Source organism: Paenibacillus lactis (assembly GCF_017873605.1).
GTDB classification, from domain to species: Bacteria; Bacillota; Bacilli; order Paenibacillales; family Paenibacillaceae; genus Paenibacillus_AQ; species Paenibacillus_AQ lactis.
The window spans coordinates 137,269-150,360 of sequence record NZ_JAGGKI010000005.1 but is presented as its reverse complement, the minus strand read 5'-3'; the positions used below and the strand labels follow the sequence as shown (position 1 = coordinate 150,360).

The window sequence follows — 13,092 nt, the reverse complement described above, 5'->3', positions numbered from 1 at the left end:
CGGTTCCGGGGACACAAGTTCATGAAAAAGGAATGAGACAAGCATGCTGAAATGGTTGGAGTGGGTAAAGGAAATACAAGCGATCAGCCAAGCTGGCCTCGCCTATACCAAGGATGTTTACGACCAAGAACGGTTCGAGCAGCTGAGAGCGCTCAGCATATCGATTATGCAGGAATATACAGAAGCGGGCGAAGATAAGATCCGCACCTTATTTGCCAGTGAAACGGGATACCAGACGCCGAAGGTGGATGTGCGCGCGGTTATCTTCCAGGACGGGAAGCTGCTGCTCGTTCGGGAGAAAGCCGACGGAGCCTGGGCATTGCCGGGCGGATGGGCGGACATCGGTCTGTCGCCGTCGGAGGTGGCCGTTAAGGAAGTACAGGAGGAGGCGGGTTATGAAGTACGCGCAGTGCGGCTGCTGGCTGTTCTGGATAAAAAATTTCATCGGCATCCGCCGTCGCCTTTTCATGTATATAAAATGTTTATCCAATGCGAAATCACAGGGGGGGCTGCGGGCATCGGCACAGAAACGTCGGCGGTCGGCTTCTTTGAACGTGACGCGCTTCCCCCATTGTCTGAAGAGCGAAATACGGCCGAGCAGCTGGACCGTTTGTTTCGCTATAACAATCATCCCGATCTTCCGGTCTGGATGGATTAACCTTGTCCTGGAAAGGAGAGCAGGAGCATGATCAAGGGATTTCCTCCTTACATGAGCGATCCCGATGAAGGGGACGTGAAGCGTCAATTCAACCGGCGGGTCAATCTGTTCTTTTTCGGCGCTTTCCTCATCTTTTGTATCCTTATCATCCGCATGGCCGTTCTGCAATTCGTGGAGGGCCCTGAGCTTGCTGAAAAGGAGTCCGGGGGGGAGCTGAAAAAATTCACGCTTCAGCCGATCCGGGGAAGCATTATCGATGCCTCCGGCGAGAAGCTGGCTTATTCGACGGGGACTCATACCTTATATATCACGCTGATGAAGGATTATAACAAGAACACGGAGAGGGGGCAGAAGAACCGGCCGGAAATCGAAGCGATGGCGAAGGACATCGCAAAGGTCTTCGCCCAATACGGGGATCCGAAAGGCAAACCGATGACAACCGAAGAGGTGATTGACGCCCTGGGTCTGGAGTATACGAAGCAGCACGGCTATGCGCCCAGACGGATCAAATCGGATTTGACGAAGCAGGAGATCGCTCATTTCATGGAGAACCGCTCGCGGTACCCGGGCATTCAGATCGTGGAGGAGAATGTGAGGCATTACGACCCAGACACGGTTGCGGTCCAGACGATCGGGTACCTGAAGAAATTCAAGGGCTCAAAAGATTTCAAGGAATATGCCGAAATCGATGAGGCGAATAAGGGGCAGGACGATCCAGGATTGATCTACAACGAAGAGGATTGGGTTGGCTATGACGGACTTGAGCGGATGTTTCAGAAAGAGCTGCGCGGCAAAAGCGGGTATATCAGCATTCCGATTAATCCGCAGAACATGGTGGACGGCGTCCCGTCCATGGCAGCCCCGGAGAAAGGGCTCGATGTCCATACGACGATTCATAAGGATATCCAGCTTGCGGCTGAGGAAGCCATTACCGAGCGGTTGCAGTATCTTCGTACCCATCTGATCTCCGGGAAGTATCATCGGGATGCGCTGACCGGTTATGCCGTCGCTATGGAGGTGGACACTGGCAACGTCGTGGCGATGGCCAGCATCCCGGATTATGACCCTAACATATGGGGGAGCGGGGATAAAATCACCCAGGAGGTCGTCAACTCTTCCGGTAACGGGACGATAACGATCTTCGGCTCGGGCCGGTCGGGCAATGGATTTGAATCGATGATCTATCTCGGATCGGTCATCAAGCCGCTGACGGTGCTGATCGGGCTCAATGAAGGCCTGTTCACGCCATACGATACGTACCCGGACCAGGGCTATGCCTTGATCGGCAAAGAGGGCAGTGAAACGCCGATCCGAAACGCCGGCGGTCATGTGATTGGCCGGATCCGGCCGGACCAAGCGATTCAGACCTCGTCCAATGCCTTTATGATCGATCAGGTCGGGGAGAAGCTGTATGACAAATACGGCGGTGATAAAGCCGTTAAAGTATGGGATCAGTATATGAAGCGGTTCGGACTCGGCGTTGTCACCGGCAGCGGATTGCCCCTTGAGAATGAAGGGAGGGCGGAATACCTCAATAAGGAAGCTGCAGGCAGCAATCTCGCTGCGCTGGCTTATGCCTCCTTCGGCCAAATGGGTAAATATACGCCGCTGCAGCTGGCCCAATACACGGTGATGCTGGCTAATGAAGGGAAGCGGATCAAGCCGCAGCTCGTGAGCAAGATCACCGACCAGAACGGGAACATTGTCAAGGAATTCGGCAGGGAAGTAATCGACGAAGTCAAGCTTCCGCAGGAATACTGGCAGGTTATCAAGCGAGGCATGAATACGCAGGGGATTGCCGGGTTTGAAGGCTTCCCGTACGACTTTGCCCGCAAAACCGGCACGTCCGAGCAGGATTCACCGGCAGGGAGAAAGGACAATGGCGTGTTCATCGCGTTTGCTCCCCGAGAGAAGCCGAAGCTGGCGGTCGTGGTTGTCATCCCTGAAGGCGGCTTTGGCTCTCAAAGCGCCGCACCGGTCGCACGCAAAATCTTCGATGCCTATGACGAGGTGTATGGCCTTGACGGGACGCCGCATCCGAAGCAGAAGGCGGAAGAAGGCAAGGCTGAACAGGGTGAGCAGGAGGAGAATCAAGGCGAGTAACAACACGAGTAACAATCACGAATAACAGGACGAATAACAACACGAATAACAAGATAAGTAAGTCGAGTAACTAGATCCGGGTTCAGTAGTATAGCTATTATTATTATTTCGAATAATTTTGAGCTAAAAGAAACAGGCTGCCTTCAAGAGAACACTCATCGTTCCCTGTACGGCAGCCTTTCTTGTATCTACTAATACGGATTATTCTTGACCTTGAGCACTTCGGCCAGAAATGCCAGCGTCAATCCTTGTCCCCACCCCTGAATTCGCTTGTCGGGCACGCCTATATAACCAGCAGCATTTTTCATGACGGCCGTTCCGGCCGAAACGCCGGTTACGGTCCCATCCTCGGTAATTTTGGTCAGGATGCCGTCGATCGATTTCTGGGTGTATTTATTGTAGATGCGCCCCTTGGTCAGCAATGCGGTTGCGATCCCCGCCGATCCCGACGTTTCCAGCGGCGACTGCGGATCCGTCGTAATGGTGTGCCACAGCCCGGATTCATGCTGCAGCCGTACGAGCGAGCTCAGCTGATCCCGAAGCGAGCCTTCAATGATCATGAAGGAAGGGTGCGTAACCGGTACGAGCTCCAATGCGCGCGCCATCGTAAGGGCGGCCCAGGCATTGCCGCGGCACCAAAATACCCCCGACATATGATTGCCGGCAATATTGTCCCAGCCATGATAGTACAGATTCGTCACCGGATCCTGCAGACAATTCTCATGGCCGTGGTACTGCCGCAGCCCGTCCTCGAAGTAATCGTCACGGCCGAGCAGCGCTCCAATGCGCAGCAGGAAGTAACCGGCCATGAACATCGTGTCCACCCATGCCTGCTCAGGGAAGTTATAGGCTTCGGAGTTGACGGTGTGCTGAAAGATCCCTTCTCCGAATCGAACGGCATCGTGAGTGAGGTATTCGGCCATCTCCTTGGCCGTTTCGATATAACGCTCATCGCCGTAGACGTTATACAGCGTTAAGAGGGAATGTCCGATCGAGACGCCGTTCACAGACAGCTTTGGCAGACCATCCTCCATATTTTCGTCGACCCATGTCTTCAGCTGCTCCAGATATTCCATTTTGCCCGTCGCTTCATACGCCTCGCAAACGCCGTAAAACGCAACCCCGCCGGGCCAATCCCAGCTGAAGTCCATGCGGAAGGTCCGCTCCACCACCTTATCCATGACTTGCCCGATATACTGTTCATCAAATACGAGTGCCGGCATAGCTGCAGCTCCTTTCATATTAAGCCTCCTTAAGAGGGAGAAATTTGGGGATTAACCTTTCAAGCCTGTTGTGCTGATCCCTTCGACGATATATTTTTGGAAGATGAAAAATACGATCACGACCGGCAGCAGCGACAGGGTGGCCATGGCAAACATTCCGCCCCAGTTGTTGAGCGATTCCCCATCGAGGAACAGCTTGAGCGCCAACGACACCGGGTATTTCTCCGGCTGGTTCAGGTAGATCAGCGGGTTGATGAAATCATCCCATCTCCAGTAAAAGGAGAAGATGGAACACGTGATCAAGGCCGGAACGATCAAGGGCACAACGACCCGGATGAAGATGCCGTACTTGCTGCAGCCGTCGATCCTTGCGGCTTCATCGAGCTCCCGCGGGATCGTGCGGATAAACTGCATAATCAGAAAGATGAAGAACGGAACCCCGAAGAAATGGGGGACGATCAGCGGCTTGAACGTCGAGATCCAGCCGAAATTGGCGAACATCACGTACTGCGGGACGATGACGACGTCATGCGGCAGCATCATGGTGATCATCATGCAGGCGAACCAAAATTTTTGACCGAAAAACCTTGTCCTAGCCAGACCAAAAGCCACTAATGCGGAAGATACGACGGCACCGATCGTTGAGATGATGACGATAATGAAGGAATTCTTGAAGAAGGTCCCGAAGGTCGTTCCGGCAAATCCCTTCCAGCCTGTTGCATAGTTCGAGAATTCGAGCTTGTTGGGAATGAGACTGTAGGCGGTCGTAAAGATTTCGTGATTGGGCTTCAGCGAGCTGGCGGCGAGCCACAGGATCGGATAGGTCATGCACAGGGCGAACAGCCCGACCAGTGTATGATACAGAATGCGTCCGGATTTGGTCATAGCCGTCAGTCTCCTTTCGATTCGTAATGAACCCAGCGGGTGGAAGATCTGAAGATGAGCAGGGTAAGGACGCCGACAATGACGAGCATGACCCAGGCAAGCGCCGATGCGTAGCCCATTTCAAAATGCGAAAAGGCTTTGCGGTACAGGTAAAGCGAGTACAGCAGCGTCTGATCCAGCGGACCGCCTTCACCGCGCGAGATGATATAAGCGGGGGTGAAGGTCAGGAAGGCGGAGATGGTCTGCAGCGTCAGATTGAACAAAATGATCGGGCTCAGCAGCGGGAGCGTAATCTTGAAGAATCGGTGCACGGCATTTGCGCCGTCGACGCTGGCCGCTTCGTAATAATCCTTCGGAATGTTCTTGAGTCCGGCAAGGAAAATAATCATCGATGAGCCGAACTGCCAGACCGACAAGGCGATGAGTGTCCACAGCGCCGTGCTCGGATTGCCGATCCAGGATGTGCTGGATTCGATGCCGAAGAGCGAGAGGGCGGAGTTGACGAGCCCTTGGTCGCCGAAGATTTGCTGCCACATAATCGCGACCGCGACGCTGCCGCCGATCAGGGACGGCAGGTAAAAGGCCGAGCGGTACAGCCCGACCGCCTTGGTCGCCGTATTCAGGATCATTGCCACGAAGAGTGCAAAGATAAGCCGAAGCGGGACGCTGGCGAATACGTATGTAAAGGTCACCTGAAACGATTTTCCGATTTTATCGTCCTCCGTGAACATCCGCTCATAATTGCCGAGGCCGAGCCAGCTTGGCGCCTCCATCAGGTTATAGTTGGTGAACGAATAGTAGAGGGACGACAGGATCGGATACAGCGTAAAGATCAGAAAGCCAAGAACGAACGGAGCGGAGAATACGTATCCGGTGATATGCTCGTTCTCGCGAAGTCTATTCATCATTTTCAACCCCTCGTCTTTCAAATTTGACAGCGCCCGTCCGGCGGGCGAATTCGCTGGCGGATAGTTCCATTATAGAAAGTCTGACCGAGAGGGCGTTATGAAGAAAACCGTCCATTTTGTTTAAAAACCAGAGGTCCGCCCGGTCCGGTGTCATCATAAAGGCACCCCCTGCCCCGTACCTGACGTACGTTTGAAAGGGGATGCCTCAAGTTAGGTGCATCCGGAACTACTGCTGGGATCTGGCCAGGATCGCATTCGCTTCCTTGCGGAATTCGGCAGCCGCATCCTCCACCGATATTTTCTTGTACAGGATGCGCTCGCTGAGATCGCGAAGCAGCTTCTCGATTTCCACGGCACCGATCGGATTCGGCGGATCGCCAGGGCTGCTGTTCGCCTCGGCCCAGGTGACGTAATCGAATATTTTCGCCTCATTCTCGGAGAGCAGCGGCTTCAGCGCTTCCTTGACTTTAGCGGATACCGGCACGCCACGCTCGCCCTTGATCAGCTTATTTGCCTCGATGTCGTTGATGAAGAAGCTGATGAATTTCGCCGCTTCTTCCTTATGCTTCGACGTCTCCGTGACGGAGAAATACATGGACGGCTTCAGGAAGAGCCCTTCCTTCGTGCCCGGTCCCGGCATCGGATTCAGCTCCAGCGGACGATCGGGAACGAGATTGGCAACGGCGAGAAACTGGTTGGACCAGCCCGTGCCGGAAATGGCGTTGCCAAGCACGATTTCATCCTCCTCCGCGACGCCTTTCTTCTGGGCTTCCTTATCCAACGACAGGATGTACCCATTGTCATACCACTTCTGGTAGCGGGTGAAATAATCGATAAAGGCCTGATCATCGGCATAGCCGATCGTTTTGCCGTCCGCGCTGTACATTTTTTGGCCGATCGTTCTCAGATAATACGGGAAGAAGACGTCATGCCGGTAGGCGAAGCCACCGATGAGAAATCCTTTTTCCTTCGCTTGCGCGCCCATTTTGTCCATGTCGTCCCAGGTCCAGTCCTTGCCGGGAATATCGATGCCGTTCTTCTTCATCGTCTCTACGTCGAATGTCGTCTGGAGTGCGTTGACGCCAAGGTTCATCGCTACCAGCTTGCCGTTGACCTCGCCTCCGCTCAGGGCATTCTCGCTGACGTCCGAAACGTCCAGGACTCCGCTGTCGGTGAACGGCTTCAGATCGGCAAGCTGATTGCGGCCGGCATATTGGTTCAGATAGGAGATGTCCATCTGAATAATGTCCGGAAGACCGCCGGCTACCGCCTGCGGAGCAAGCTTCTTCCAGTAATCGTCGAACGGGGCGTATTCGGGCTCGATGGTGACGTGCGGGTTCTGCTCCTGATACATTTCAATGACCTTCAACGTGTAATCGTGCCGGGACTGTCCGCCCCACCAGGCGATGCGCAGCTTTACCGGCTCCTTCTCGTCGCTGGCGGCTGCGGACGGCGCTGTATCGGTTCCGGCGCTTGCAGGCTGATCGGCCGAATTCCCGCCGGAGCAGCCGATCAGGCTTCCGAGCAAGGAGCACATGAGCACTGCGGTTAACACTTTTCTCATTCCATTTCCTCCCCTTGGTTGATGAACCCATCTGTGACTCGTTTGATAGTGCTTACATTCCCAATTATTATGTGTAACAAGGGAAAGAGTAAGGAAAAAAACCGTGCACTTTGTTCAAAAAGCAGATATGTACGTACAAGCCTAGCCCTCTTTTTTCATGTATTCCGAAGGCGTGCAGCCCATTTGCTTCTTAAACACCTGGCTGAAGTACTGGGGATTGTCGCCGAAGCCGAGCTGCTCGGCCATTTCGAAAATTTTGATATCCGGGTCCTTCGCCATCAGCTCGGTCGCGCGCTTGATGCGCAGCTTCATGACGTAATTCGAGAATTTCTCGCCGGTCTCTTTTTTGAACAGCTTTCCGAGATAGTCGGCATTCATGTACAGCATGCTGCATGCGACCAGGTTCAGGGTCAGCTCCGAATTGCCAAGCTGTTCCTCGATAATCTCGATCATTCTCCGGACGATCGCATTATATTTCATGGTGTTCCGTTCATAATTCCGCTGGGTAATTTCGATGACCGTTTCTTCCAGAAATGCCTGGATCGACTGGAGAGTCGTCATTTCCGCGATGACCGGTATCCGTTCGTATCGTTCCGCCATCTCCTCGGGATCCGTCAGCCGAATGAGGGATACATACTGCGATATGGCGTGGGACTTGGTCATCTCAATGCTCAGCTGGGCCCTCTTCAGTTCATGGATGAATTCATTCAGCGCCTGCCGGGCCTCTTGGTGGTGACCGGACCGCACCGGCATGCACAGACGCTGCTCGTCGAAGGAAAATGCACCGCTGTCGTCTTCGGATTGCAGCGTGTCGTTCGTCGTAATGATGCCGCTCTCGTCCAGGTAGAAGCGGTAATTCAGGCACTGCAGCGTGTCGCGGTACAGCTTGCGGGCCAGCGTTACGGGCCCAGGATCGCTGATGGCAACCGTCACGTCCAGCTTGTAATACTGCTTGAACGTACAGCGGATGTCCTGGATCCGGTCATGGAGTTGAAGCCCGGGACGCTCCTCAATGAGAACCAGCACATGCGGGCCGATGGTGGTGCTAAGAAGGGTGGTGTCCAGCAGATCCTCGGCAATATTCTTCACGGCGAATAGATGCTCGTAATCCGCCTCGCCTTCCAGCTGGAACAGCAGCAGCTGCACCGGCCGGTCGAAGTCGTATTGGAACAGTCTGCGATATTCCTCCAAGTCATTATGACCGTAAGTCTTGTTCGTCACGAATTCTTTCAGCACCTGCTCCTTCACATGGGGAAGCACTTTCTCGAAACGGTGCTTCATATCCTGAATGAAAGCTTCCTTGCGGCGGTGATCCGCCAGGTCAAAGGTAACCTCCTGCAGCGCTTCCCCGATCTTAGACTCATCGGTCGGCTTCAGCAAATAATGCTTGACCCCGTACTGCATGGCGCGGTTGGCGTATTCGAATTCGCCGAAGCCGGACAGCAGCACGAATTTGATGTGGGGATGGCTTGCATAGGTTTTGGCCACGAGCTCGAGCCCGTCAAGGCCGGGCATGCGGATATCGCACACGACGATATCCGGAGAATCGCTAACGATTTTTTCGTAGGCCTGGATGCCGTTCTGAGCGGTTCCCGCAAGCTCGGTTTGATAGGCGGACCAGTCCACCATGCGGGAAATACCATCCAGAATGATGCGCTCATCGTCTACGAGCAGAACTTTGTACATGGGAATCCCTCCGTTATAGTGGCAGTGATAGAATGATGCGGGCGCCGAGCCCAGGTCGGCTCTCGATATATAAACCGTAATTGTCGCCGAAGGCGAGCTTCAGGCGTTCGTCGATGTTAAGCAGTCCGATGCCGTTGCCTGTCGTCTGCAGGCTTCCGCTTCGAAGCCGGTCGAGGGTGTCCGGAGCCATGCCCGGTCCGTCATCCTCAACGATGACGCAGAAGGCATGCTCCTCCCGCCGGGTGTACAGGGCGATTCTGCATGGCTCGACCGATGGCTCCAGCGCGTAGTGGATTGCATTTTCAAGCAGCGGCTGCAGGGACAGCTTCGGAAGTCTGCGCTCCAGGTCCTCATCCGGTACGTTCATGCTAAACTCGAGCCGGTCCTCAAAACGAAACTTCTGGATGATGATATAGTTCTTGACGATTTCGAGCTCTTCTCGTAGAGAAAGAATCGGCTCCTTCAGGCTGACGGAGTTGCGAAGGAGGAAGGCCAGCGCCTGTACCATATCGGAGATTTGCGTCTGCTTGTTGATTTTTGCAAGCCAGTTGACCGACTCGAGCGTGTTGTAAAGGAAATGTGGATTGATTTGGGCTTGGAGGGCCTTGAATTCGGTCTCCTTGACGAGCAGCCGGCTCGCATAATTTTCGGTGATCAGGACATTGATTCTCTCCACCATCAGACGAAACGTCCGGTGCAGCAGACCGAGCTCATCCATCGCGACGGGCGCCGCGTCTTGGGGGAGTACGTTAGCTTCAGCGAAATTCCCTTTCTCGGCCAGCTTCATCCGGGCGATCAAGCTTTCGATCGGCTTGGTCAGGCCCCGGCTGAACCGAATGCCCAGCAGAATGGCGACGGCGAATATCATGCCGAATACCATGATGACAAGCTCTTTGATAAAAATGATTTGCCTAAAGGCCTGATTGAAGGGGGTAGCATTAATATAAGTCCAGCCCGTATTGAAGGAACGGTTATATGCAACAAAATACGTGTGCCCTTCAATCTCCCGGGTAAAATATCCGCTGCCGGATGATACGTCAGCCTGGATGGACGCCGGGTCGAAGTTCGGCCGGGTCGGGTAGATGACGTCCGTTCCCGAGGTCATGATCAGCTCTCCCTCCTCAGCTGCAGATGTACGTACAAGCTTGTCGATATTGACCCGAACTACGATCGTGCCCAGATATTGAAGGTCGAACAGGGTTCCTGAATAGGAGCGGATCTCCCTGGACAGCAGCAGGGCCGGGTCGTGTTCATCGGGGGAGAACCAGCGCTCTTCACCATCGGCATCGCCCGCAAGCTGCATGATATGCTGCATCTTGGAGGGAGCGATCGGTATGACGCTGCCGACATCGTACTGTTTGTTGAAGGAGTCGATCAGGTGGATGGAGTAGAGCATAGGCTCGGATCCCACGTAGTTGAGGAGCCGATCGACAAGGCGCTGTCTCAAGGTGAGCCGGTCATAGTCGGAGTCGCTGTTGGAAATCGCCCGTAATATTTGCTGGATCTCCGTGTCGGTAACCATGTTGAAAGATAACTGCTCGATTCGCTCAAGCTCGGATTCGATGGCTGATGAGGACAAGTGTAGGACCTTGGACGATTTGAGGTACAGCTGCCCGTCGTAGATGGAGAAGGCATACTGCTGAACGATGACCGCGAAAGTGAATGCCATGGCCACGATCAGCGCGATGAGGAGCGACAGCTTGTTTTTGATTTTCATATTTTTGTAGACTGTGGTCCACTTCCTCACGGCATCCGTCTCCTTACCTTGGAGTTGAAATGTTGTGTACACATTATGTACCGGGTTGTAAACGCTGTCAACATGGTTATCCAGCGTCGGTATCCGGCTTGCGAGGTGCCGCTTCGGCCTTTGGCAGTTGACCGGAAATTTAAACAAAATAGCCGGATAAATAGATGGAATTGCGCATTTGGGATCGTGCATAATGGGGAAAGAGCGATTTAACGGGAGGGTGCTATGATGCAGAGCGAGGACCGCTATGCTTTTGATTTCGGAACCGGGGAGCCTGCCTTGGATTACGTGAAAATTATGTCCGACACGCTGTACGAGCCGGAGCGGGGGTACGGTTTCTTATCCGCTTCTGGCCTTACGGGAATACGAAGGGAGGGGGAGACGGGACTGGGCGCTGACTTTGTCATCCCGCTTGAAGCCGCCTTTCGGGTGGACGTGCCGAAGGACGGATTATATACGCTTCGTTTGACGATCGGCGACCCGTGGTTTGCGACCGAGACGACGGTCAAGGGAACGGACGGACAGATGCTGTTGTATCAGCTGCGGACGCCGCCCGGTTATATGGAGCGTTTCAGCGTAACGTTGCCGGCAGTCGAGAGGCGGATCGTGCTTTATTTTTCTGGAAGAGCGCCGCGATTGAACGGATTGGAACTGGCACCGGCACCGGATGCTTGCACGTTGTTCATCGCAGGGGATTCAACCGTGGCGAATCAGCCTGCCGATGGCTATCCCTATGCCGGCTGGGGCCAGATGCTGCCGGCCTGGATGAAGCAGGATGCAGCTGTAATCAATGCCGCCGCTTCCGGTCGAAGCTCGAAAAGCTTTGTGGACGAAGGCAGGCTGGACCGGATATGGACTTGCATGCGGCCGGGGGATTATCTGTTGATCCAATTCGGCCACAATGACCAGAAGTCTGACCCTAGTCGATATACGGAGCCTTTTTCGACATACAAGGAGCATTTGAGGATGTACATCGACGGCTGCAGGGAGAGAAAGGCCGTGCCGATTCTGGTCACCTCGGTTCACCGGCGTTTTTTTGATGATAACGTCCGGCTGAAGGACACGCATGGAGATTATGTTACCGCGGTCCGCGAGCTCGCGCAGGAAGAGCAGGTGCCGCTTGTCGATCTGGCTGCAATCAGCATGGGGCTGTTCAACGAGCTCGGTCCGGAAGGTACACGTTCGATCTTCATGTGGGGAGCGCCGGGAGAGTGGATGAACTTTCCGCTCGGGGTTTCGGACAATACGCATTTTCAGGAGAGGGGAGCTCTTCGTCTGGCCGAACTGGTGGCCGAGGGTTTGAAGTCCTTGGCGCTTCAGCCGTTGTCCTTGTTTTTGCGGATGCAGCAGGGATGAGCGTCAGCTGATGACCTATCGTAATCTAACGGCAACCGAAAGGTAGAAGCGTGCTCCTCTCTTTTCGCCAATGCCTTAAAGGTTGTAGAGGAGCCGATGCCCTGTGCGACGAATGTTTACTATAAAGCGAGAGCTAAAAATGCGTCAGGAGGTGTTTTTCGAATGTCAAAAGGCGAGACTTTGTGGATCATTCCCGATGGCTATATCCCGCCGCAGAGCAGCGGGGAACTGACGAGTCATGAGTCGGTATGCGTGCTGAATACATCGGAGGAAGACGTGACGGTGACCATTCATGCCTATTTCGAGGATCGCGAGCCGCTGATGGGCATGGAAACGATCGTGCCGGGGAGACGTACCCGTCACATTCGTACGAGCTCGCTAAGCGCTGATGGCCGGACGATTCCCGCAGGCGTGCCGTACGCCATGGAGGTCGTCTGCAGCGGGCCCGTCTATGTGCAGTACAGCCGCCTCGATGCTACCCAGGCGGAAAATGCGCTTATGAGCGTTATGGCGTACCCCGTCAAGGGGAGCGGGAGCATATGAGCCAGGTTGAGCCTGCAGTTACTTATACGTCGGAGCTGCCCGGGGACTTTACGGCGCTGCTCGAATTATATGAGACATTAGGCTGGAACTTCCTGAACTTGAACATTGGAGACCTTCAAGCCATGTGCGCAGGAAGCTGGTATAGTGTTTATGCCTATGAAGGGAAGCGCCTCGTGGGCATGGGACGTGTCATTTCGGACGGAGTCCTTACCGGACTTCTATGCGGCATTTGTGTGCATCCGGATGTTCAGGCCAGAGGGATCGGCACCGGTATCGTTCAAAGGCTCGTCATGCAGTGCGAGAAGTTTGGAGTCATCCCCCAGCTGCTGTGCGAACAAGAATTGGAAGGCTATTATGAAAGGCTGGGTTTTACGGCATTTACGATCGGCATGAAAAAACACATAGCGCGCTAGGTCAAT

Annotated in this window: 12 protein-coding genes; 5 read left to right on the top strand and 7 right to left on the bottom strand. The window is 54.3% G+C overall.

Annotation, left to right across the window (positions count from 1 at the left end; genetic code table 11):
• The first annotated feature begins 43 nt into the window (after positions 1-43).
• Both J2Z18_RS11595 and J2Z18_RS11590 read left to right on the top strand, forming a co-directional pair.
• A complete protein-coding gene (locus J2Z18_RS11595; RefSeq protein WP_210094725.1) occupies positions 44-658 on the top strand; it encodes an NUDIX hydrolase in 615 nt (204 codons plus the stop codon).
• Between the two features lie 27 nt (positions 659-685).
• The gene (locus J2Z18_RS11590) at positions 686-2,761 is read left to right on the top strand and encodes a peptidoglycan D,D-transpeptidase FtsI family protein (RefSeq protein ID WP_210094724.1); all 2,076 of its coding nucleotides are present in this window, start codon (positions 686-688) and stop codon (positions 2,759-2,761) included.
• 191 nt (positions 2,762-2,952) lie between these two features.
• Here J2Z18_RS11590 and J2Z18_RS11585 read toward each other — a convergent pair whose 3' ends face one another.
• The 7 genes from J2Z18_RS11585 to J2Z18_RS11555 form a co-directional block, all read right to left on the bottom strand.
• Complete coding sequence (locus tag J2Z18_RS11585; protein ID WP_210094807.1) at positions 2,953-3,984, bottom strand: glycoside hydrolase family 88/105 protein; 1,032 nt, start codon at positions 3,982-3,984, stop codon at positions 2,953-2,955.
• Positions 3,985-4,035: 51 nt separating this feature from the next.
• Complete coding sequence (locus J2Z18_RS11580) at positions 4,036-4,869, bottom strand: carbohydrate ABC transporter permease (RefSeq protein ID WP_144870845.1); 834 nt, start codon at positions 4,867-4,869, stop codon at positions 4,036-4,038.
• 5 nt (positions 4,870-4,874) lie between these two features.
• Entirely contained in the window at positions 4,875-5,774 is a 900-nt protein-coding gene (locus J2Z18_RS11575; RefSeq protein ID WP_028405385.1) for a carbohydrate ABC transporter permease, read from the bottom strand.
• Complete coding sequence (locus tag J2Z18_RS11570) at positions 5,767-5,934, bottom strand: hypothetical protein (RefSeq protein WP_186332934.1); 168 nt, start codon at positions 5,932-5,934, stop codon at positions 5,767-5,769. The genes J2Z18_RS11575 and J2Z18_RS11570 overlap by 8 nt, the downstream gene beginning before the upstream one ends.
• A 69-nt stretch (positions 5,935-6,003) precedes the next feature.
• Positions 6,004-7,341 carry an ABC transporter substrate-binding protein gene (locus J2Z18_RS11565; protein WP_028405384.1) on the bottom strand — a complete coding sequence of 446 codons (1,338 nt, stop codon included), beginning with the start codon at positions 7,339-7,341 and terminating at the stop codon, positions 6,004-6,006.
• 141 nt (positions 7,342-7,482) lie between these two features.
• Positions 7,483-9,027, bottom strand: a complete 1,545-nt coding sequence (locus J2Z18_RS11560; RefSeq protein ID WP_210094723.1) for a response regulator transcription factor — start codon at positions 9,025-9,027, stop codon at positions 7,483-7,485.
• 13 nt (positions 9,028-9,040) lie between these two features.
• Complete coding sequence (locus J2Z18_RS11555) at positions 9,041-10,774, bottom strand: cache domain-containing sensor histidine kinase (RefSeq protein WP_007132202.1); 1,734 nt, start codon at positions 10,772-10,774, stop codon at positions 9,041-9,043.
• Positions 10,775-11,002: 228 nt separating this feature from the next.
• Between J2Z18_RS11555 and J2Z18_RS11550 the strand changes: the two genes are divergently transcribed.
• The 3 genes from J2Z18_RS11550 (at position 11,003) to J2Z18_RS11540 (ending at position 13,086) form a co-directional block, all read left to right on the top strand.
• Positions 11,003-12,130, top strand: a complete 1,128-nt coding sequence (locus J2Z18_RS11550) for a rhamnogalacturonan acetylesterase (RefSeq protein ID WP_007132201.1) — start codon at positions 11,003-11,005, stop codon at positions 12,128-12,130.
• A gap of 162 nt (positions 12,131-12,292) precedes the next feature.
• Positions 12,293-12,673, top strand: a complete 381-nt coding sequence (locus tag J2Z18_RS11545; RefSeq protein ID WP_007132200.1) for a sensory rhodopsin transducer — start codon at positions 12,293-12,295, stop codon at positions 12,671-12,673.
• Positions 12,670-13,086, top strand: a complete 417-nt coding sequence (locus J2Z18_RS11540; RefSeq protein WP_007132199.1) for a GNAT family N-acetyltransferase — start codon at positions 12,670-12,672, stop codon at positions 13,084-13,086. Before J2Z18_RS11545 ends, J2Z18_RS11540 begins: the two co-directional genes overlap by 4 nt.
• The last annotated feature ends 6 nt before the right edge of the window (positions 13,087-13,092 follow it).

What these genes read in the sequence shown, in the direction of transcription:
- J2Z18_RS11570 (WP_186332934.1), bottom strand. Translation starts at nt 5,934, where the DNA reads ATGATGACACCGGACCGGGCGGACCTCTGGTTTTTAAACAAAATGGAC.
- J2Z18_RS11560 (WP_210094723.1), bottom strand. Translation starts at nt 9,027, where the DNA reads ATGTACAAAGTTCTGCTCGTAGACGATGAGCGCATCATTCTGGATGGT.
- J2Z18_RS11575 (WP_028405385.1), bottom strand. Translation starts at nt 5,774, where the DNA reads ATGAATAGACTTCGCGAGAACGAGCATATCACCGGATACGTATTCTCC.
- J2Z18_RS11565 (WP_028405384.1), bottom strand. Translation starts at nt 7,341, where the DNA reads ATGAGAAAAGTGTTAACCGCAGTGCTCATGTGCTCCTTGCTCGGAAGC.
- J2Z18_RS11545 (WP_007132200.1), top strand. Translation starts at nt 12,293, where the DNA reads ATGTCAAAAGGCGAGACTTTGTGGATCATTCCCGATGGCTATATCCCG.
- J2Z18_RS11580 (WP_144870845.1), bottom strand. Translation starts at nt 4,869, where the DNA reads ATGACCAAATCCGGACGCATTCTGTATCATACACTGGTCGGGCTGTTC.
- J2Z18_RS11540 (WP_007132199.1), top strand. Translation starts at nt 12,670, where the DNA reads ATGAGCCAGGTTGAGCCTGCAGTTACTTATACGTCGGAGCTGCCCGGG.
- J2Z18_RS11595 (WP_210094725.1), top strand. Translation starts at nt 44, where the DNA reads ATGCTGAAATGGTTGGAGTGGGTAAAGGAAATACAAGCGATCAGCCAA.
- J2Z18_RS11585 (WP_210094807.1), bottom strand. Translation starts at nt 3,984, where the DNA reads ATGCCGGCACTCGTATTTGATGAACAGTATATCGGGCAAGTCATGGAT.
- J2Z18_RS11550 (WP_007132201.1), top strand. Translation starts at nt 11,003, where the DNA reads ATGCAGAGCGAGGACCGCTATGCTTTTGATTTCGGAACCGGGGAGCCT.
- J2Z18_RS11590 (WP_210094724.1), top strand. Translation starts at nt 686, where the DNA reads ATGATCAAGGGATTTCCTCCTTACATGAGCGATCCCGATGAAGGGGAC.